Raw genomic sequence first — 20,022 nt, 5'->3', positions numbered from 1 at the left:
CGCGGTGCCGAAGCCGAACACCCTGTCGCGCCAACCCGTTTCGGGTGTTCCGTCGTCGAGCGCCTCACTGATCGTCCGCTCTTCGTAGCTGAAGTGGGACTCCATGACGGCTGCCAAGCCGTCGAGCTCCCGCCCGATCGCTTCCAGGGCCGGGCCGCGGGATTCGGCCGCCCTGTTCGCGAGTTCACCCACCCTGGAAAGGATCGAGGTGATCAGGCCGTGGTCCTCGACGAGGTTCACGACCGTGTCGGCAAGGTCCGGGCGGGCCCGTAGCAATGCGGAGAACATCCCTTCCTCCTCGCCCTGGTGGTGCTCGGTCAACGCGGCGCAGAAGGCCAGGCAATGGGTGAGGAGTACGTCGTCGCTCAACCGGTGGTGGCCGAGGCTCTTCCTGATCTCGCCGATCCGGCGGCGAAGTGCTCGGTGTGCTTGCGCGAGTTGATGGCTCAAGGCGACTACGCGGTCGCCGTCACGGGAAGCCATGGACGGCAGCCCTTCGGTTCCGCACCTCCATGCCTGGCGCAGTCCGTCATCGACACGCGATGCTGCCGCCTCCCCTAGGACACGGCCCGGGCGCGCGAACGGCGGCCGTCCCGGGCATTGAGGAGTCCGCTCAAATGGGTTGTCCCGCAGTCCTCCTGAGGCAGGTTCAGGAAATTCGTCGGAACAGCGTTTGCGGGTCCGAAGGCGGGTCATACGCGTGGACAGCGGAGCCTTGCGACCGAACCCTGCAGGACTCCGCCGGGCTTGAGCCACGCCAGGCGTGCTCACGGGCACGGCTCCGGCCCGGGCCGCAAGCGGCACCACCGGACTGCCGAACGGGACCCGCACGGCACCCAGGGCCATCTGGGCCCTGCTCCCAGATCCCGGCAAGCCCCCGGCCACGGCGCTCGGACCGCCGTCCCCGGGCCCGCGGGCTCCCGGCGGCAGCCGTCCGGCTCCTCCCCGCCCTCGGGCGAGCGGCCTTGCCGAGCGGAGCTCCGGTGGGCGGCGGGGCAGCCGCGAAGGGATCCACTGCACTACGCTCGCTCCCATGTCGGACGCCACCGCCGGGAAAGCGAGCGGTCTGGCCGTCACGGTCCTCCGCGCGTGCTCGCGCGGCGGCCGCGGTGGCAGCCCGACCGCTGTCGTGGACGAGACGGCCCTGAGCGGTGCCGAGCGACGCCGAGTGCCCGTTCTCGCCGGGACGTCGCACGCGGTCTTCGTCCGCACGAACGACAGCGCGCCCGGCCGTACCGACGTGTCGTTGCGCTTCTTCACCCCCACGGGGGAACTGCCCGCATGCGGGCACGGCACCGTCGCTGCTCTGGCTTTCCTGGCCGCACGGGGCGGGCACGCGGAGCTCCGGGCCACCGTCAGGACGTCGGGTCGCGTCTTCCGTGGCCACGTCACACGGGAGGGCGGGAAGCTCAGGGCCCTGTTCGAGCCCGGAGCCATCGACCTGCGCCAGCCGTCGCCGGAAGAGCGCGACTCCGTCCTGCGCGCGCTGGGGTCCGGTCCCGGAACGCCGACGGGCGACATCTGCGTGGCCACGCTCGGGCGGCCGCGGATGCTCGTCCCCGTTTCCACGCGCGCCGCTGTGGCCGCCCTGGCCCCGGACCTCGACGCACTCCGTGACGTCTGTGACCGCCTCGGACTGCTGGGCTGCTACGCGTACGGCCCACCGGGCTCCGACGGGCACCTGGCGGCCCGTATGTTCGCCCCGTCGATCGGCGTCCCCGAGGACATCGCCAACGCCAACAGCACGGCCTGTCTCGCTGCCCATCTCGCACGTGAGGGATCGACGGGCATCACGGTCGACATGGGCGATTCCCTCGGTTCACCCTCCACCGTCACCGCTACGGCGCGGCAGGGGCCCGACGGCCCGCTCGTCCACGTCGGCGGCACCGTGACGGCACGCCGGGAAGTCCTGCCGCCCGTGCACGCGCACCGCCGCACCCCGTGACCCACGGCTGCCCTGCGCGCCGTCGGGTCGCAGTACGCGCCTGGTCTTGCGCGCGCAGGGGTGCGAGTCTTGAAGCGGCGAGAACCACCGCCTATCCGATGCGCAGACCGGGCGGCCGGGGACAGTCACCTGGCCGACCGGCCCCGGCACCCCGGGATGATCGGGATCCCCATGTACTTCCACCGACTCACCGTGGCCTGCACCACGCTCACCGCACTCGCCCTGTCCGTGGTGCCCGCCGCCCCGGCACACGGGGCCGTCGCCACCGACATCTCCCGCACCAGCCCCTACGGCCGCCTCAGCGCGACGGCGTACTGGCAGTCACGCGGCTCCCTGACCATCCCCATGTCGTCGCTGAGCGACACCTGCGGAGACGGCGAGCGCTCGTACTGGCAGATCGAGTGGAACCCCGGTACCAGCAGCCGGGGCACGAGCGCGAAACGCTACGCGGACGAGTGCGACACCACCACCTGGACGGACCCCACCCACGTGTCCGCCACCTCCATCCGGTCGATCGACGTACGGGTGTGCCAATACCGGTGGTGGCACCTCGACGAATGCGACCGGGTGACGTACCGCAACCCGTACCGCGCCCACTGAAACCCCGGCTTCGGCAGCGAGCCGACGGCCCGGCCCGGCCGACGCCGTCCGCGCCGCCATCAGCCTGAAGGAACGTCCTCGAAACTGATCTCGCCGCTCGGGCGGAGCTCGGCCGACATGTTGCGTTCCATCATGCACAGGGCCGCCTCGGCGAGACCGGCATCGATGTGGGCGACCGCGTCGAGGGCGACGACGACGTCGAGGTGCCGAATGTGGGCGTCCAGGGCCGAGTACAGCACGCACTGCTCGGTCACCTGCCCGCACAGCACCACCCGCTGCACACCGAGCTGACCCAGCAGGTAGGCCAGCGGCGTTTCGAAGAAGATCGAGTGGCGTGCCTTGACGACGAACAGGGACTCCTCGTCCGGAGCGATCGGCTCCACCAGATCGGAGTACCGACCGCCCAACGCGGCTTCGAGGATCTCGCCGTGGTGGGAGCGCCAGCGGCCGAAGTTGTCGTTCACGTAGACGACCGGCGCCTTGGCGTCCCGCGCCCGCTCCAGCAGCGCCCCGACGCCCGGAAGGGTCGCCCGGACCGACCGCACCAGCACCTCGGCGTCCTCGTGCTCGTAGGTGTTGAGCATGTCGATCACGATGAGTGCCGTACAACCCATACCGCCGCCTTCCACCACACCGGCCCCTGCCCGTACCGGCAGGGGTCAACCGCGTACGTTCTGGAATGATCTGCCCGTCTTGGGTAGGTGCCGAGCATGAACGAGAACCGAGAACGTGCCGTAGTCACCGGTGCCTCCAGCGGCATCGGGTTCGAGCTCGCCCGACAGCTCGCCGAGCGGGGCTTCGACCTGATCGTGAACTCCGCCGACGAGGAACGGCTCCGTCACGCGGCAGAGGAGATCAGGCGGCGGACCGGAGCGAGCGTGCAGCCCGTCCGGGCGGACCTGCGCAGCTACGCGGAGGCGGAGCGCTTCGTCGAGGCGGTGACCGCCACCGGCCCGGTGGCCGTGGCCGCGCTGAACGCCGGCGTGGGCGAAGGCGGAGCCTTCCTCGACACGGACCTGGAGGACGAGTTCGAGATCATCGACCTGAACGTACGCTCCACGGTGCACCTCGCCAAGCGGCTGCTGCGGTCGATGGCCGCGGCGGGCGAGGGACGGCTGCTGATCACCTCCTCCATCGCCTCCACCATGCCCGGCTCGTTCCAGGCCGTGTACAACGCCTCGAAGTCGTTCCTGCAGTCCTTCTCCCAAGCCCTGCAGAACGAGCTGAAGGACACCCCCCTGACCGTGACCGCCCTGATGCCCGGCCCCACCGACACGGACTTCTTCCGCCGCGCCGACATGGGCGACACCCAGGTCGGGCAGAGCGCGAAGGACGATCCCGCCCAGGTGGCCGAGCAGGGACTCGATGCTCTCTTCGCCGGCAAGGACAAGGTCGTCGCCGGATCGCTGAAGACCCGGGCGCAGGGCCTGGTCAACAAGGTCCTGCCCGACGGCCTCAAAGCGGAAGGCCACCGCCGGATGGCGGAGCCCGGATCCGCCGACCAGTAGCCGCCCCCGGGGTGGACAGCCCGGGATCGCGCATCTCGTGCGCTGCCTCGAGGCCGCCGCTTCCCTGCCCGCTACCTGACACCCCGCCCCTGACCGACCGTGCCGGAAGGAGACAGCGATGCCCTCCCATGACCAGCCCCGCCTCACCGATCCGGTGGCACGCCACGCCCGCCCCCCGTTCCCCGAGCAGGACCAGGACCCTCCCGGCGCGACGGAGGCGATGGATCCGCGCCCCGACCACGGTGAGGACACCTACCGGGGACACGGCCTGCTGCACGGCCGCAAGGCGCTGGTCACCGGTGGGGACTCCGGGATCGGCCGGGCCGTCTGCCTGGCCTTCGCCCGGGAAGGAGCCGACGTCGCCTTCACCCACCTGCCCGAGGAAGCCGGCGACGCCGAAGAGACCGCCCGCCTGATCCGTCAGGCCGGCCGCACCGCAATCGCCGTCGCCTGCGACATCCGGCACGAAGGCGAGTGCACCGGCCTCGTCGACAGGACAGTGGGCGAGCTCGGCGGCATCGACCTGCTCGTCAACAACGCCGCCCACCAGATGGCCCAGCCGGACGGGATCGAGGCGATCACCACCGAGCAGTTCGACCGGGTGATGAAGACCAACCTGTACGGGATGTTCTGGCTCACCAAGGCCGCGCTGGCCCACATGCCGCGCGGCGCCTCGGTGATCAACACCGCCTCGGTGCAGGGCTACCAGCCCAGCCCGCACCTCCTCGACTACGCCATGACCAAGTCCGCGATCATCTCCTTCACGCACAGCCTGGCCCAGATGCTGGCCGAGCGGGGTATCCGGGCCAACGCCGTGGCGCCCGGACCCGTCTGGACCCCCCTGATCCCGGCGACGATGCCCGACCCGACGAAGTTCGGCGAGCAGTCACCGCTCGGCCGGCCCGCGCAACCGGCGGAAATGGCACCTGCGTACGTCTTCCTCGCCTCCGACCAGGCCTCCTACATCACCGGCGAGATCGTCAACGCCACCGGCGGAACCCCCCTGCCGTGACCCCGGACGAAGCTCTGCGTCGGATCGCCTTCCTCCTCGAATGGCGTGGGGCGTCCCCGTACCGGGTGCGGGCCTTCCACACGGCAGCCGACGCCGTCCGCGACCTGCCACCGGGCCCGGTGGGCGCCGCGCAGGCCGGACGCCTGCGCGGGGTGGGCCCGGTCACCGCCGAAGTGATCTCCCAGGCGTCGACGGGGTCGGTACCGCGCTACCTCGCCCGCCTGCAGGCCGAAGCCGACCCGGCCGCCCGGGCCGGCTGGGCGCTCGCGGCTGCGAGCACCGGGGACTGCCACCTGCATTCCGACTGGTCGGACGGCGGTAGCCCGATCGAGGACATGGCCGACGCGGCCCGCGCCCTCGGCCACCAGTGGGCCGTTCTGACCGATCACTCACCGCGGCTGACGATCGCCCACGGCCTGAGCCCCGAGCGCCTCGAAAGCCAGCTGGAGGCCGTGGCGGCCGTGAACTCCCGGATGGGCCCGGATTTTCGTCTGCTGACCGGCATCGAGTGCGACATCCTGGAGGACGGCTCGCTCGACCAGGACGAAGACCTGCTCGGCCGTCTCGACATCGTCGTGGCGTCCGTGCACTCCAAGCTCCGCTCGGAACCGGAACCGATGACCGCCCGCCTGCTCACTGCCGTGCGCAACCCGCGGGTCGACGTCCTGGGGCACTGCACGGGACGGATCATCACCGGCCGGGGCCGCCCGCAGTCCCGCTTCGACGCCGGTGCCGTCTTCGCCGCGTGTGCGGAGGCCGGTACTGCGGTGGAGATCAACTGCCGGCCCGAACGGCGCGACCCGCCGGACGACCTGCTGCTGCAGGCCGCCGCCGCGGGCTGCCGCTTCGCCGTCGACACCGACGCCCACGCCCCCGAACAGCTCCACTGGCAGAGCACGGGCTACGCCCGCGCGGCGCGGATCGGCCTGGGAGCGGACCGGCTGATCACGACCTGGCCGCTCGGGCGGCTGCTGACCAGCAGAAACAGCCGAATGTGAACCATCCGCCCTCCGTCCTGCCCGGCGCCGGGCCCGAGGGGCTGCATCCTCCGAGCGGGTGAGACGGCCCGTGCGGCCGGGCGCCTCCGGGTCCGGCGGGGAACCGATCGGATCGGGCCGGAGCGGCCCGACCCCGAGCACACGTGGAGGCGATATGGGACACGGCGGAAACGTGATCGACGAGCTGATGGCCGACCACCGGGAGGTGGAGGAGATGTTCGGCCGTCTCCAGGCCATGACGGGCACCGGGCAGGAGCTCCGTGATCTCATCGACGAGATCACCATCGAGCTGGTGCGGCACTCGGTCGCCGAGGAGCAGTACCTCTACCCGGCGGTCCGCGAGCACGTCGAGGGTGGCGGGCCCATGGCGGACAAGGAGATCGAGGACCACAGCCGTGTCGAGAAGATGCTCAAGCAGCTGGAGAAGATGAGTACCGACGACGCGCAGCTCAGCCCGCTCCTGCGGCAGCTCCGGGACGAGGTCTCCGCCCATGTCCAGGACGAGGAGAGCAACCTCTTCCCGATGCTGAAGAGGGCCTGCACGCCTCAGCAGCTGGACGATCTCGGTGACAAGATCCGCCGCGCCAAGGCGATGGCGCCCACCCGCCCGCATCCTGCCGCACCGAGCAGCCCCGCGGCCAGCAAACTTTTCGCGCCGGGCGCCGGCCTGGTGGACCGGGCGCGCGACTTCGTGACCGGCCGCGGCAAGTCCTGATCCCCGGTCCAGGGCGGCGGGCCGCAGGTATTCGTCCGGGACCGCCGCCCTGAACGGACGGTGACGTGCGTCACACCGCATGCCCGTCGCTTGCGGCTACGCTGGTCGGCCACGAGCGGAGCGGCGCAGCTTCGCGCCGCAGCTCGCGGACCCGGCACGGGCCAGGGCGAGCACGCCCCCCGAGGAATCAGCCGTGTCCACCGAACTCGCACCCGTCATAGCCGCCGGCACCCGCTGGCTGCTGACCGCCTTCCCGCCCGCCCCGGGCGCGTTCAGTCACGCGCTTGCCGAGGCCCAAGCCCGGCAGGCCGTCACCCTCGCCGCCGCCCTGCGCTACCCGACCCCGCTCGACGCACAGCTCCTGCTTCTCCTCGGCCCGGGCGGAAGCGCCCGGCTCGACTGGCTGACCGGCGCCGACCACGGGGACGCCGCCGACGCCGACTGGCGGACCTGGGTCGACGAGACCGTCGTCAGCTGGGCCGCCTGCCTCCTCGCCGCCCCCGCCCTCGCCGCCGACGCCCACCACCTCGTCGACCGCGGCCAGACCGGCGAGGTCACCCGTCTCACCGACCCCGGCGACCGCGAACACGACGCCGCGCCCCTGCTGCGCCACCCCGACCTGCTCGAGCCGATCGCCGCCCTGCACCGGGAACTGCTGCTGGACCTGCTGGACAACGAGAACGCCGTTCTGGGATAGGTGCGGGTGCGGCACCCTCGCGGCCGGCGTCCTCACCGACGCCTTCGGGCCGAGCACCATCGGCATCCCCACGGCCCTGCCTACTCTGGTCGGCGACCTTGCCGGAGGTGCCCTGTGGTGCGGGTGTCGACGGTTGCTCCGCGGCTGGGCCACGCAAGGTCGTCGACGACGAGGAACGGCTCGCCGGCCACGGTCGCAGGGGTTGCCCCGGTGAACGCCACGACGTCTCGATGCAGGTGGGACTGGTCGGCGTAGCCGGTGTCGGCAGCGACATGAGCCGCACCTTCACCCGCGACCAGGCGGTGGGCGGCATGGTCGAAGCGGACCAGCTTCACGGCGCGCTTGGGCGGCAGGCCGAGCTGCGACCGGAACCGGGACCACAGGCGCTTGCGGCTCCATCCGACCTCGGTGGCAAGTCCGTCGACCCGGATCAGACCACGGCTGACGACCATCCGGTGCCAGGCCCAGGCCACCTCGGGATCCACCGGCGTCCCCGCCTCCTGCCGGCGGGCGAGCAGCGCGTCCACCAAGGCGAAGCGATCCTGCCACGACGGGGCGTCGGCGAGTTGCTCGCGGATCCGTGCCACCCCTGCACCCCACATGTCGCCCAGCGGTACGACGGCGCCGTCGAGGTCGGCGGGGGAAGCGCCCAGGAGCTCGCGTGCGATCACCGGGGACAGGCGCACCTGTACGCACTGGAGGTTCTCCCCGCGCGCGCGGACCGCGCCGCCGGCCCCGAGCCCGGGCCCTGCCACGACGCTTCCCCGCTGCTGCCCGGGGGCGCAGTCGACGACGGGTGGACTCGCGCCGAACTCCAGGAGCAACGTCACGGCGGGGTGCGGGACGATCCGGAGCGCGTCCAGGGTCTGGGCGGAGAACCCGGCCATGGTCACACCCGTCACCCGGCTGGGCTTTCGCGGGCACTCGACATCCCACGTGGTCGCACCGTGCGCGAACGTCTGCATCGCCCCATGCTACGGCGGGCCGACCGAGGGGAACATTCGTCCAATCCACCGACGGATACGGCGGCGACAGTGGGGTCATGACTGCTTCTGACAGCGATCCGTACCTGCGCAAAGGCGCTGGAGACACCGAGAGTTCGATGCTGCCGCTGGACGGCGGCGACATCCACGTGTGCCAGGACGGCCCCCGCCACGCTCCCGCGCTCCTCCTCATCCACGGAACCGCTTCCTCGACCCGTTCGTGGGATCCGATGGTTCCGCTGCTGACCGGAACCCACCGCGTCATCCGGATCGACCTGCTGGGGCACGGCCGCTCGGCCAAGCCGGTCAATGGCAGCTACGAGCTCCCGGACCAGGCGCGCCGGGCCGGCACGGCACTGGACCGGCTCGGCGTGGAACAGGCCGTGGTCGTCGGCCACTCCAGCGGCGGCGCCGTCGCCACCGCCCTCGCCGAACAGCGACCGGAGTCGGTCACCGCGCTCGCGCTCATCAACACCGGCCCCGGGCTGGGCGCCTTCGTCGCCCCGGAGACCTCCGCGATGGACCCCTCCCAGTGGCCGCCGACCGACCGACAGCTCCGCCGGTTCGCGAGCACCGCTTTCAGCCGTGCGGACTATCAGATCCCGGAGGAGATCCTGGACGACGTGCGCGGCATGACCCTCCACACGCTCGCCACGACGATGCAGGCCACTCGCTCCTACCTGGAGCAGCGGGCGCTGCCGGATCGGCTGGAGGCCCTGGGCAAACCGCTCCTGGTCCTCTTCGGCGAGGACGACCGGCGATGGCGGTCCTCGTCCGCCGCCGACTACCGCACCGTTCCGGGCGCGCAGGTCGAGCTGCTGCCGGGCCTCGGCCACTCCCCCCTTCTCGAGGACCCGCCGCGGACGGCAGCCCTCCTTCTGGCCTTCACCGCGACGCACGCCGGCGTACGGGCGGACTGAATGAAGAGGAGGAACGCCATGCGGATTCTCGTCTCCGGCGCCAGCATCGCCGGACCGGTCCTGGCCTACTGGCTCACCCGGCACGGCTTTTCCGTCACGGTCGTCGAACGGGCGCCCGCGCTGCGCAAGACCGGCGGTCACGCCGTCGACCTGTTCCGGCCTGCGATGAGCATCTCGGAGAAGATGGGCGTACTGCCGCGCATAGAGGAGCGGGCCACCGGCACCAGGCGGCTGACCATCTGCCGGGAAGGCTCACGGCGTCCCGTCCGGGTGGACCTCTCCAAGATCTTCAACGCCACCTCCGACCAGCACGTCGAGATCCTGCGCGACGACCTGAGCGAGATCTACTACGACGCCGCCCGCGGCGACGTCGAGTACGTCTTCGGCGACTCGATCACCGCCATCTCCCCCGACGGCGAGGTGCGGTTCGAGGAGGGCGGGCCGCGCACCTTCGACCTCGTCGTCGGCGCGGACGGGCTCCACTCCAACGTCCGGCGGCTCGTCCACGGCGAGGAGTCCCGCTTCAGTGCCCACATCGGGGTCTGCTTCGGAGTGCTGACCCTGCCGAACGCCGCGGGCCTCGACGGCGAGCTCCGCATGCACGTCGGGGTCGGCCGCACCGCCGGCATGTACGGCGCGCGGCACCTCGGCGACGCGCGGGCGCTGTTCCTCTTTCGCAGCGAGCGCGACCACGGCCACGGCCACGGCCACGGCCACGGCCACGGCCACCAGGACGTACCCCGGCAGAAGGAACTGCTGCGCGGTGCGTTCACCGGCATGCACCCCGACGTCGACCGCTGGCTGGACGAGCTCGACCGCACCCCGGCGTTCTACTTCGACTCGATCGCCCGCCGTACTCGGCGACGGTGCACAGCAGTCGGCCCGAGGGCGTGACGCTGATGGAGTCGGCGAAGGGGTCGCCTTCACCCGGCGTGAACTCCGTGTAGGGGCGCCCGTCCTTCGAGTCGTAGACGGCCAGGACCCGGCTCAGATCGGGTGCGACGAGGGTGGTCCTGCCCGGTGTCGCGGTGATGGCCAGGACCCCGTCGGGCAGGACGCACAGGCCGATGTCTCCTCCGTCGGCCACGGTCGAGTCGCCCTGCTTCGCGCCGCCGGTGCGGAACACGGCGCTGGCCAGGACCTCGCCTTCCACGGAGTACCGCGTGATGATCCGGTACCCGAAGTTCGCCTTCTGCGGGTCCGGCTCGTCATCGGCGACGCCGTAGGTGTGGCGGTACACCCCGTACAGCGCGTAGAACTCGCCGCTCGGCGAGCCGGCAACATCGAAGAGGTGCAGGCCCCATCCCGTGGAGTAGAGCGCGGTCAGGTCGATGTGGTGGCGGTCCACCAGCGTGCCCGGCAGGGCCAGCGGAATCGTCTGGATCATGCCCTTCATCCTGGGGCACGGCTCTGACACCCGGCACGACGGGTCGGCGGGGCCTTGAAGGCGTGGACGCGCCGCAACGGGTCGGAGCGTATTTCTACTCCAGCAGCTTTTCCCAGGTGCAGTAGCTTGCCAACACCCCCTGACCGACCAGTTGACGCCCAGCAGGACAACCGGAGGATCATCCATGCCCCGAGATGCGCCGTACCTCGCAGTGGCCGACGTGCTGCGCGCACGGGTTCTCGCGGGAGAGTGGGCGATCGGGGCGCGCCTGCCGTCCAGGGCACGGCTCGCCGTGGAGTACGGGGTCGGACGCAACGTCATGCAGCGGGCCATGGACCGTTTGATCATCGACGGTCTCCTCGAAGGACGCACCGGCTCGGGCACGTACGTCCGCACGCCCCGAGAGCGCCTGCCCCTGGTCCGCTCGCGGCACCGCGAACGCCGGGAGGGCGCTCAGCCGTGGCCCGGCAGGAGGGAGCGGGGCAGGGCCGACGCTTGGGATTCTCACAGTCAGGTGCGCGTTCCCGCCCCCGAGTCGATCGCCGAGCGGCTCTCCATCAACTCCGGGGACCTCTGCGTCCGAACCGACTACGAGTTCCTCGCCGAGGGGCAACCCGTACAGCTCTCCGAGTCCTGGGAGCCGATGGCCATCACGGGTGGCACGCCGATCGTGCTGCCCGAGGTGGGTCCCCTGGCGGGAAAGGGGGTGGTCGAGCGTATGCGTTCCATCGGCGTGGTCGTCTCGACCGTGGTCGAGGTGCCGCGCCCGGCTCGTGCGACCCAGGTGCAGGCGAACCTCCTGGGGATCGGCGTGGGGGACCTCGTGCTCCACATCGAGCGGACCATCCTCGACACGGAGGGACGTCCTGTGGAGACGGCCGACATGGTGATTCCGGACGCGCGCCGGGAAGTGGTCTACGAGTTCGGGGTCGCCCCCCCGTAAGCAGTTGCAGTCATGGAGAGAGACATCCGAAATTCGACAAAAGGGCATTCCATGACGAAATCCTCCCGGCTCGGCCTCTTACGCGATCGGGACTTCGGGCGGTTGTTCGCTGCCACTGCGCTCGGCCAGCTGGGCGACCGCATCGTCTTTCTGACCTTGCCCCTGGTCGCCCTCGCGGCCTTGCACGCCGACGAGTTCCAGGTGGGATCACTGACTGCGATGGCTTCGGCAGGATCGCTCCTGGTCGGACTACCGGCAGGCGCCTGGGTGGATCGCATGCGGAAGCGACCGGTGATGATCAGCACTGATCTCGTGCGCGCGCTGCTCCTCTCGACGGTTCCGGTGGCCTGGTGGGCAGGTCTTCTCACCCTCCGTTGGCTCTATGCAGTCGCGTTGGTTCACGGAGTGCTGACGGTGTTCTTCGATGTTGCGTACGTGAGCCATCTCCCGCATCTGGTGGGTCGCAGCAATCTCGTGGAAGGGAACTCGAAGCTCTCGGCCATGCGCTCGGTGACCAGTATCAGCGGGCCGACGGTGGCAGGGCCGCTGATCGGCCTGGTGGGAGCTCCTGCAACGCTTCTGGCCAGTTCGGCCGGGATGGCCCTGTCGGCACTGCTCACGATCACCATCAGGAAACGCGAACCCAAGCCCGAACCGAGTGATCACCCTCAGTTGGCCCGAGAAATCAGGGAGGGGCTGGGGTTCGTCATCGAGCAGCCCATCCTCCGCTCGATCATGCTGGGGGATGCGATGTTCAACCTCTTCCTGGTCATGTACCAGACCATGTTGCTGGTCTTTCTGGAGCGGGACATCGGTCTCCAGCCCTTTGGTATCGGCCTCATCTTGTCGGGGATGGGTTGTGGTGCCCTGCTGGGCGCACTGTCGGCGTCCGCGATCTCCAAGCGGGTCGGGCAAGGACCGACCATCTGGCTCGCACCACTGGTGACGTGTCCGTTGACCCTGCTCATGCCGTTGGCGCGAACGGGTTGGAGCGTGTACGTGGCTGCGGTCGGACTCGCCGCTCTCTCACTGGGTGGGGTCGTCCGCGTGGTGGCTCAATCAAGCTTCCAACAGGCCCTGACGCCGGATCGGCTTCTGGGCAGGATGAGCGCGACGTCTCGATTCGTTTCGTGGGGCGGCATTCCTCTCGGTGGACTTTTGGGTGGAGCCTCGGGCTCTGTGTTCGGAGCGACGGGCACGATGTGGATCGGTGCAGCGGGCATGACGCTGAGTGCCCTGCCCAACCTCCTGTCGTCATCGGCTCTCGACGCGGAACGGCGCGCCGGGGAGACTGGGGACTTCTTGAGCGTGAAGGAGCTGTGATGCAGGTAGCCGTGGTCACCTTCGACGGTTTCAACGAACTCGACAGCTTCGTCGCGTCCGCGTTGATCAACCGGTGCCGTAAGGACGGCCTGGAGGCCTTCATCACAACGCCGACGCCGGTGGTCACGTCGATGAACGGGGTCGAGGTGACCGGGCAGCGCCCGATGGAGTTCGTTACCGAAGCCGATGTCGTGCTGATCGGCAGCGGAGTGAAGACCCGAGACGTGGTCGCTGACGACCGACTGCTCTCCAGGCTGCCGCTCGACCCTTCGCGACAGCTGATCGGCGCACAGTGCTCGGGTGCGCTGGTACTCGCCCGGCTCGGGCTGCTGCATGACATGCCCGCATGCACGGACGTCAAGAGCCGGCCCTTCGTCGAAGCCAGTGGCGTCACCGTGCTGGACGCGCCCTTCCACGCCGAGGGAAACATCGCTACGGCCGGCGGTTGCCTGGCCTCCCAGTACCTCGCCACCTGGGTCATCACCCGCGTGCTCGGACAGGACACCGCGCGCGACGTCATCGGCTACGTGGCTCCGGTGGGCGAACGCCAGGAGACTGTCGAACGCGCCATGCGGGCCGTCCACGAGGGCGAGGCTGCCCTGCGCTGACCTCCTGCGATCAGTGGTCGAAGCAGTAGGCGCGGCAGCGGTCAAGATCGGCGACGGGGTCGGCCCGTACGTCCGCCACTCCGCGCCGGCGTCCCCCGCCACTCTCCACTCCCCTTCCGGCGGGTTCGCCCGGTCACGAGGCCGACGTGGCTCGGGCGGAGGATTCACCGCGGCACGCCGCGGTTCGATATCCGGGGAACTGCATCGTCCTGGGAGAATGCTCGGCACGCCGCCGCCGAGGCTGTCACGGCCCGGTGCCCGCGAGCCGGGACAGCTGGTGCAGGACCGTGCCCAGAGGAAGAGAGTCGAAGTTGGCTGCCATCGACGACCTCGTTGACGAGGCGCTGAAGCTGATTTTCGAGATGCGGTTCCGTATCTCCTACGAGGCGGAGCTCCTCATTGAAAACGGAGATGACCAGGAGAGCCGACGGGAGAAGGTGACCGCCGCGGGTGCAGCGCTGAGCGATCTGGCCGACGAGTTCACAGGTCTCGGCAAGGAGTTCCACGCAGCGGGCACGGATGTGGTGCGGCAGACCGAGGTGATGGACAGAGCAACGCAGGAACGCGCCCGGTTGCCCCAGCGCCTGAGTGATGTCAAAGCTGTCGCCCTCGCCGCCTGAGTCGGCCCGACCGTCCGCCACGGGAGGTCACGGCTGTCCGGATTGCCGCTCCGGCCCGTGACGAACGCCGAGGGAAGGGCCATGACCGCCTCGTACGAGACCGTCAGCACCCGGCTGGAGGGCGGCGTCCTGTCCGCCACGTTCAACGCCCCGCCGATCAACCTCATCGAGCCCGAGGTCGTGCGCGACCTGGTCGGACTGCTCGCGGAACTCGCCCACTGGGGCCCTGCCCGCGTGGTCGTGTCCGACAGCGCGGACCCCGACTTCTTCTTCCCGCACGTCGACATGACCAAGGTGCCCGAGTACACCGCTGAAGCCGCCAAGGCCGGAGGTCCGGGTGATGCCTCACTCGGCATGCTGTTCCGCAAGCTGAGCCGGGCCCGGCCGTCACCATCGCCAAGCTGCGAAGCCGTACTGACGTCGGCGGACTTCGATGCCGAACTCGCCGAACGCTACGGATGGATCAACCGCGCGCTGCCCGACGCCGAGCTGGACGACTTCGTCGCCGGTGTCGCCGCGCGCGTGGCGGGCTTCCCCCACGACGCGCTGGTCGCGGCCAAGGCGGCCGTCAACGCCATCAGCCTGCCGCCCGTGGCGGACGTCCGCGCGGAAGCCGCCCTGTTCCAGCAGCTGGTGCGGGGCACGGCAGTGCGACGACGGACGGCCGCCCTGTTCGAACGCGGCTTCCAGACCCGTGGTCGTACGGAGCTCGACCTCGGTGCCGCACTGGGCGACTTGGACGCCGTCGACTGACGCGAGGCGTCAGGCCCGGGTGCGCCATGTGGTCGATGCCCGCGGCGGGGTCCCGGCCGGGGCCGTCCGGGTGTACGCGTCGGCGTGCGGGCAGGGCGGTCGGCGGACGGGGACGCATGATGGAACGCATGGCGGTTCGGACAACGGTCGGTACCAACACGCCGTCCGGTGGGGGCGGCGACGAGGTGGAGGTGTTGATCGTCGGTGGTGGGCCGGTCGGGCTCACCGCCCGCGCACTGCTGGAGCGTTGGGGTGTGCGCGCCCTGCTGATCGAGAAGCACCGCGGGCTGTCGCCGTTCCCCCGGTCCCGGTTGATCAACGTGCGATCGATGGAGGTCTTCCGCCAGCTCGGGCTCGCCGCGCAGATCACGGCCGCGGCGTTCGCGCCGGAGTACGGCCGCATCCGCTTCCGGAACACCCTGCTCGACCGCGACTTCGCCACGGCCGCGATGATCGGCATCAATGCGCCGGTGCCCGAAAGCCCGGTGATCGGCGTGGTCACCTCACAGGACCGGCTGGAACCCGTTCTGCTGGCCGCGGCTTCGGCACCCGTGCGGTTCGGGGTCGAATGCGTCGAGGTCGTGGAAGAGGCGGACGGCGTCGTGGCCCTGCTCGTCGACCACCCCCGTGGTCAGGAGATCCGTGTCCGGGCCCGCTACGTACTGGCTGCCGACGGGGCGGACTCCACCCTCCGGCAGCGGCTGGGGATCGACACCACCGGCCCCGGAGCCTTGGGGGACTTCACCAGCGTCCTGTTCGACGCCGACCTCGACCGCTGGTGCGCCGGTCAGCCCGCCGGGGTCTACTTCACCTCGCGCGGAGCGTTCGGCCCGCTCTATCCCGAGGGCGGCTGGGTGTGGTTCTTCCCCACACCCGAGGGTGCCGACGGTACCGACTGGCCACGCTTCGTCTCGCAGGCGCTCGGCTCCGGCGCCGGGGCCGACGTGCGAGCCAGCGTGTCGCGGGTTCAGCACTGGGTCATGAACGCGTTCGTCGCCGAAAGCCTTCGCCGTGGCAGGGTCCTGCTCGCCGGTGACGCGGCGCACGCGGTCCCGCCCACGGGCGGGCTGGGCATGAACACCGGCATCGCCGACGTGCACAACCTGTGTTGGAAGCTGGCGGGCGTGCTCCGGGGGTGGGCCGAGCCGTCCCTCTTGGAAACCTACGAGGCAGAACGCCTGCCCGTCGCCGACCGGACCCTCAGCCAAGCCGTGGAGAACACCCGGATCATGCTCCAGGTCCAGGACCAGGTCCAGGGCCGACGCCAAGAGGAGCGCCGAACGGGTGTCGGGGCGCCGCCGGAGGGGGTCGAACTGCCCTGGTCGGAGCAGTACTTCGCGCAACTCGGACTCGTGCTCGGCGTCACCTACCGCTCCGGCGCCGTCCTCGGCGACGGCGGTCCCCCGTCGACGGCGTCCGGGTCGGGCACGGACTACGTCCCCAGCGCGTTGCCGGGTCGTCGCATGCCCCACCTCCAGCTGGCCGACGGTCGCTCCACCCTGGACGCGTTCGGCGAATGGTTCACCCTGCTCGCCCCCGATCCCGTGCTCTGGGAGCAGCAGGGCACGGCGCTCTGGCCGCTGCGCGTCGAGAACCTGCCCAGCGGGCACGCCGACCTCTGCGGCATCACCCCGACCGGAGCGCTACTCGTCCGGCCTGACGGCCACGTCGCAGCCCGCTGGGCCCGCTACCCTCCGGGCGACTCCCCCGTCCGGCACGCCCTCACCGCGCTCACCGGTGGCATGCCTCGGACATAGCGGGCCGCTGCCCCCGCCCGGCTCGGGCGGCCGGAACGGACCGCAGAGCGGTGGTGTGCAACGAAACGGGCCGGCGCTGTGCCGCGAGTACCGCGGCGGTGCGGCACGGAAGAGCTGCGCGGGCTCAGCGTAGGCCGGAAGGCCCACGCGCATGGCGCGTTCACGGCGTGCGCGCGGTCCGGCCGGTGGACGCGGAGCGGGCGCGACGCCGGTGTCTGCCCCGGGCCGCTGCCGGTTTCCGTCCGCCGGACGTTCCCGTCGGCCCCAGGACGTGCTCCTCGTACCGGCCGAGCCCAAGGGCCACGCACATCAGCAGGGGTGGGACGAGCAGCGCCAGGAACAGCACGGGAGGCTACCTGTGCTTTGCCAGGGTGGTCACCAGCACGACGAGGGCGAAGGCCACCACCAGAAGGTGCAGCCACACGGGTCCGGATTCGGCGGCCCAGGCGAGTACCGCGGTCGTATTCGATGTCATACGGACGCGCTTGCCCCCGCGCGGAGTTGTGACACGGACGAATTCGATCCGGGTGGGACGGGCGGCCCGCGTGTTCGCGCCGACGGGCGATACAGGCTCGCGCGTGACGCAGACCTGGCGACCGGCACACGACGTGTGACAGACGGCAGCACCCCTATCTTGCGCAAGGAACTGAAAATTTTTTCACGAGGGGGTTGACCAGCCCTTTCTCCGGGAGAGAGGGTCAGCCCCATGCCCGCACACGTACCGCCGGTCGCCGACGAGCGCGACGGCCTGCTCGCCTACCTCACCCAACAGCGCCAGGCTCTGCGCGCCACCGCCCACGGACTGACGGACGATCAGGCAAGGATGACGCCCACCGCCAGCGAACTGAGCATCGGCGGTCTCGTCAAGCACGCCGCGCGGTGCGAGGCCGGATGGACCGACCTGATCCTCCAGCGGCAGCGCGGCCCGCAGCGGACGGCAGACGAGAGCGACTCCGCCGAATTCGCGCTCACCGGGGAGGAGACGCTCGCGGACGTACTGGACCAGTACGAGTCCGCCGCCCGGGAGACGGACGAGGTGATCGCCGGAATAGCCGATCTGGGCCAGGCCGTGCCCGTCCCCCAGGGACTGCCGTGGTTCCCCGCCGACGTGAAGAACTGGTCCGTTCGCTGGGTGCTGCTGCACCTCATCGAGGAGACATCCCGACACGGCGGTCACGCCGACATCATCCGTGAAACCATCGACGGCGCCACCCTGTTCCCCCTGCTGGCCGCCGCCGAGCAGTGGCCCGACCCGTGGTTCCAGCCCTGGCAGCCCCCGACCGACTGAACAAGACCTGTCGCAGTTCATGGCACCCGCGCATGCCGCAACCCACGGGCCGGGACTTCGAAATCGAAGCCGTCTGGCCGTTCACCCTCGCCGGAGGCAAGAGCTCGTCACCGCCTTCCTGGCGGGCCATGCGGCCACGTTCCGTGTATCCGCGCGCTGGACGGGCGCACCGCGCGCGACCTCCGCTGCGAGCGGTCGACATCGACCATGTCCAGCCCCGCCACGCCGGCACGAGAACCATGCGTCGCCGAGGGACCCGTCGCTGCATCCTTGACTGCCGTCGAAGGGACGAGCTGGGAGGCAGTGTGGTGTGGTCGGTAGTGTCGTCAAGGGAAGTGTCCGCGTACGAGCGTTTCGACTGGTTCTCCGACCTGGTCTCGCGCGAAGTGATGCCCACCGCCCTCAGCAGCGAGCGACCCGCCGAGTTTCAGGCCGAGGTGGGCGTGCTGGACCTGGAAGACCTCCGTGTGGCGCACTTCGCCATGTCGCCCCTGCGGTCACGGCGCACGGCAGCGATGGTCCGGCGGGGCGACCCCGAGCAGTACCAGCTGGGGCTCATACGACAAGGCGCCGCAGCGTTTTCTCAGCACAGGAGCGCCAGCACCGCCGGAGCCGGCGACTTCCTCCTTTGGGACACCTCGCGGCCCTCCGACACGGAGATACTCGACGGCGGCCCGGTACAAGTGACGATCCTGCAGTTCCCCCGCAACGTGCTGCCGCTGCGCACGCAGCGCCTCGACCAGTTGCTCGGCCGCCGCATGCCGGCCAGACGCGGCATGGCGGCGATCCTGTCCTCCTTCATCAGCACCGTCGACGACCACGCCCTCCATTGCGGGCCCGGGGAACTGCGCGGTCTCGGCGCGGCAGCCGTCAGCCTCGCGGCCGCCTTCCTCGCCCAACACACGGACTCGGAGGAACACCTCCCCGCCGAAGTACGGGAACAGGCCCTGCTGCGGCGGATCCACGCGTTCATCGAGCACAACCTCGGCGACCCGGACCTGACGCCTTCGGTTGTCGCCGCCCGCCACAACATCTCGGTGCGCAGCCTCCATCAGCTGTTCCAGGGCCGGGAGGAGGGCGTCCACTCCCGGATCCGGCGACGCCGCCTGGAGCAGTGTCGCGCCGAACTCGCCCGCTCCGGCCCCGGTGCCGACCGAGTGCAGATCATCGCGGCCCGCTGGGGGTTCAGCGGGCCGGCCGTCTTCAGCCGGTCCTTCCGCGAAGCGTACGGGCTGAGCCCCAGCGAATTCCGTGCACTGCATGCCGAGAAGTCCGACGCCGGAGGGTGATGGTCCCCACCGGCCGCGGTCCGGTGGGGACGGTCACGATGCTCCGGCCGTCGTCACGTGGCCGGCCTCAACGGCCGAGGACGGGTCAGTTCCAGACCTCGCCGTAGAAGAAGCCGCCCGTGCCCTTCAGGTAGTAGTTCTGCCCGTACAGTCCGCCGGTGCAGGCCTGCTGCCAGCGGAAGCCGTTGGTCGCGATGGAGCCGACCATCACGCCGGTGTCGCCGTCCCAGAGTTCGGCGCGCCCCCAGGCGGCCAGGGCGTTGTGCTTCCCGCCGAAGCAGACCTGGTGGTCGCCATTGGCCGGGATGCCGGAGCTGACGCAAACCGTCCCGCCCGAGCTCGAACACGAGGCCGTCGCCGCGCTCGCGGGGCCGGCGGTGACGAGCCCGAAGGCTGCCACAGCGGTCGCCGTCATGACTATCTGGGCAAACCTCTTCTTCACGGTGTTTCTCCCATCTTATGGATGAAGTTGGTCGAACACCGGCGAGCCTATGAGCCCGACTGTCCGCTTGCTGTGCGTCCAGCGCAGGCTTCCTTGACGATCAGTGCGCGGATTTCGATGCGGTCGCAAGCCGCGGTGAGCTGCGCGACCGGACTGTGCGATGAGCAGGGCGAGACCGTGCGGCGGCGCATTGAACTCGCAGGGTGGCCGGTGGGGTCCGGGCTCGGCGCCGCC

21 protein-coding genes and 1 pseudogene are annotated in these 20,022 nt (G+C 70.4%); 17 read left to right on the top strand and 5 right to left on the bottom strand.

Annotated features, from left to right (window positions below):
• Positions 1-78: 78 nt before the first annotated feature.
• A pseudogene (locus ACZ4VL_RS28320) lies at positions 79-483 on the bottom strand (hemerythrin domain-containing protein); the annotation flags it as partial.
• Between the two features lie 550 nt (positions 484-1,033).
• On the opposite strand from ACZ4VL_RS28320, the gene ACZ4VL_RS28315 reads away from it, so the two are divergent.
• Both ACZ4VL_RS28315 and ACZ4VL_RS28310 read left to right on the top strand, forming a co-directional pair.
• Positions 1,034-1,945, top strand: coding sequence for a PhzF family phenazine biosynthesis protein (locus tag ACZ4VL_RS28315; RefSeq protein WP_468205262.1), 912 nt, complete (start codon positions 1,034-1,036; stop codon positions 1,943-1,945).
• A 171-nt stretch (positions 1,946-2,116) separates the two neighbouring features.
• Positions 2,117-2,545: a hypothetical protein gene (locus tag ACZ4VL_RS28310; RefSeq protein ID WP_468205261.1), complete on the top strand. Its 429-nt coding sequence runs from the start codon at positions 2,117-2,119 to the stop codon at positions 2,543-2,545.
• A 59-nt stretch (positions 2,546-2,604) separates the two neighbouring features.
• On the opposite strand, the gene ACZ4VL_RS28305 is transcribed toward ACZ4VL_RS28310, so the two are convergent.
• Positions 2,605-3,159, bottom strand: coding sequence for a cysteine hydrolase family protein (locus ACZ4VL_RS28305; RefSeq protein ID WP_468205258.1), 555 nt, complete (start codon positions 3,157-3,159; stop codon positions 2,605-2,607).
• Between the two features lie 96 nt (positions 3,160-3,255).
• Between ACZ4VL_RS28305 and ACZ4VL_RS28300 the strand changes: the two genes are divergently transcribed.
• The 5 genes from ACZ4VL_RS28300 to ACZ4VL_RS28280 all read left to right on the top strand — a co-directional run bounded on the left by ACZ4VL_RS28300 (position 3,256) and on the right by ACZ4VL_RS28280 (position 7,475).
• Complete coding sequence (locus tag ACZ4VL_RS28300) at positions 3,256-4,053, top strand: SDR family NAD(P)-dependent oxidoreductase (RefSeq protein ID WP_468205256.1); 798 nt, start codon at positions 3,256-3,258, stop codon at positions 4,051-4,053.
• 118 nt (positions 4,054-4,171) lie between these two features.
• Complete coding sequence (locus ACZ4VL_RS28295) at positions 4,172-5,065, top strand: SDR family oxidoreductase (RefSeq protein ID WP_468205254.1); 894 nt, start codon at positions 4,172-4,174, stop codon at positions 5,063-5,065.
• Entirely contained in the window at positions 5,062-6,063 is a 1,002-nt protein-coding gene (locus ACZ4VL_RS28290; protein WP_468205251.1) for a PHP domain-containing protein, read from the top strand. The genes ACZ4VL_RS28295 and ACZ4VL_RS28290 overlap by 4 nt, the downstream gene beginning before the upstream one ends.
• 154 nt (positions 6,064-6,217) lie before the next feature.
• A complete protein-coding gene (locus ACZ4VL_RS28285; RefSeq protein ID WP_468205249.1) occupies positions 6,218-6,778 on the top strand; it encodes a hemerythrin domain-containing protein in 561 nt (186 codons plus the stop codon).
• A gap of 193 nt (positions 6,779-6,971) precedes the next feature.
• Positions 6,972-7,475, top strand: a complete 504-nt coding sequence (locus ACZ4VL_RS28280; RefSeq protein WP_468205247.1) for a hypothetical protein — start codon at positions 6,972-6,974, stop codon at positions 7,473-7,475.
• An 80-nt stretch (positions 7,476-7,555) separates the two neighbouring features.
• On the opposite strand, the gene ACZ4VL_RS28275 is transcribed toward ACZ4VL_RS28280, so the two are convergent.
• Entirely contained in the window at positions 7,556-8,440 is an 885-nt protein-coding gene (locus ACZ4VL_RS28275) for an AraC family transcriptional regulator (protein ID WP_468205244.1), read from the bottom strand.
• A gap of 77 nt (positions 8,441-8,517) precedes the next feature.
• Here ACZ4VL_RS28275 and ACZ4VL_RS28270 point away from each other — a divergent pair, with 77 nt between their 5' ends.
• The 8 genes from ACZ4VL_RS28270 to ACZ4VL_RS28235 all read left to right on the top strand — a co-directional run bounded on the left by ACZ4VL_RS28270 (position 8,518) and on the right by ACZ4VL_RS28235 (position 16,769).
• The gene (locus tag ACZ4VL_RS28270; protein WP_468205243.1) at positions 8,518-9,378 is read left to right on the top strand and encodes an alpha/beta fold hydrolase; all 861 of its coding nucleotides are present in this window, start codon (positions 8,518-8,520) and stop codon (positions 9,376-9,378) included.
• Positions 9,379-9,396: 18 nt separating this feature from the next.
• On the top strand, positions 9,397-10,272 hold the full coding sequence (locus ACZ4VL_RS28265; RefSeq protein ID WP_468205241.1) for an FAD-dependent monooxygenase: 876 nt from the start codon (positions 9,397-9,399) through the stop codon (positions 10,270-10,272).
• 677 nt (positions 10,273-10,949) lie between these two features.
• Positions 10,950-11,708, top strand: coding sequence for a GntR family transcriptional regulator (locus tag ACZ4VL_RS28260; RefSeq protein ID WP_468205239.1), 759 nt, complete (start codon positions 10,950-10,952; stop codon positions 11,706-11,708).
• A gap of 12 nt (positions 11,709-11,720) precedes the next feature.
• Positions 11,721-13,031 carry an MFS transporter gene (locus ACZ4VL_RS28255; protein WP_468205236.1) on the top strand — a complete coding sequence of 437 codons (1,311 nt, stop codon included), beginning with the start codon at positions 11,721-11,723 and terminating at the stop codon, positions 13,029-13,031.
• Complete coding sequence (locus tag ACZ4VL_RS28250) at positions 13,031-13,639, top strand: DJ-1/PfpI family protein (RefSeq protein ID WP_468205233.1); 609 nt, start codon at positions 13,031-13,033, stop codon at positions 13,637-13,639. Before ACZ4VL_RS28255 ends, ACZ4VL_RS28250 begins: the two co-directional genes overlap by 1 nt.
• Before the next feature lie 311 nt (positions 13,640-13,950).
• Positions 13,951-14,259, top strand: a complete 309-nt coding sequence (locus ACZ4VL_RS28245) for a hypothetical protein (RefSeq protein ID WP_468205230.1) — start codon at positions 13,951-13,953, stop codon at positions 14,257-14,259.
• Between the two features lie 81 nt (positions 14,260-14,340).
• Positions 14,341-15,012, top strand: a complete 672-nt coding sequence (locus ACZ4VL_RS28240) for an enoyl-CoA hydratase/isomerase family protein (RefSeq protein ID WP_468205227.1) — start codon at positions 14,341-14,343, stop codon at positions 15,010-15,012.
• A gap of 128 nt (positions 15,013-15,140) precedes the next feature.
• The gene (locus ACZ4VL_RS28235; RefSeq protein WP_468205225.1) at positions 15,141-16,769 is read left to right on the top strand and encodes an FAD-dependent monooxygenase; all 1,629 of its coding nucleotides are present in this window, start codon (positions 15,141-15,143) and stop codon (positions 16,767-16,769) included.
• A gap of 352 nt (positions 16,770-17,121) precedes the next feature.
• Here the strand turns inward: ACZ4VL_RS28235 and ACZ4VL_RS28230 are convergent, their stop codons facing one another.
• Positions 17,122-17,244, bottom strand: coding sequence for a hypothetical protein (locus tag ACZ4VL_RS28230; RefSeq protein WP_385848590.1), 123 nt, complete (start codon positions 17,242-17,244; stop codon positions 17,122-17,124).
• A 231-nt stretch (positions 17,245-17,475) separates the two neighbouring features.
• Here ACZ4VL_RS28230 and ACZ4VL_RS28225 point away from each other — a divergent pair, with 231 nt between their 5' ends.
• Both ACZ4VL_RS28225 and ACZ4VL_RS28220 read left to right on the top strand, forming a co-directional pair.
• On the top strand, positions 17,476-18,057 hold the full coding sequence (locus tag ACZ4VL_RS28225; protein WP_468205222.1) for a DinB family protein: 582 nt from the start codon (positions 17,476-17,478) through the stop codon (positions 18,055-18,057).
• Between the two features lie 335 nt (positions 18,058-18,392).
• A complete protein-coding gene (locus ACZ4VL_RS28220; RefSeq protein ID WP_468205220.1) occupies positions 18,393-19,346 on the top strand; it encodes an AraC-like ligand-binding domain-containing protein in 954 nt (317 codons plus the stop codon).
• An 85-nt stretch (positions 19,347-19,431) separates the two neighbouring features.
• Here ACZ4VL_RS28220 and ACZ4VL_RS28215 read toward each other — a convergent pair whose 3' ends face one another.
• Positions 19,432-19,788: a hypothetical protein gene (locus ACZ4VL_RS28215; RefSeq protein ID WP_468205218.1), complete on the bottom strand. Its 357-nt coding sequence runs from the start codon at positions 19,786-19,788 to the stop codon at positions 19,432-19,434.
• Positions 19,789-20,022: the final 234 nt, after the last annotated feature.

Source organism: Streptomyces sp. NPDC029014, assembly GCF_055564695.1.
The sequence above is the reverse complement of the archived record's forward strand: the minus strand, read 5'-3'. Positions and strand labels throughout refer to the sequence as shown.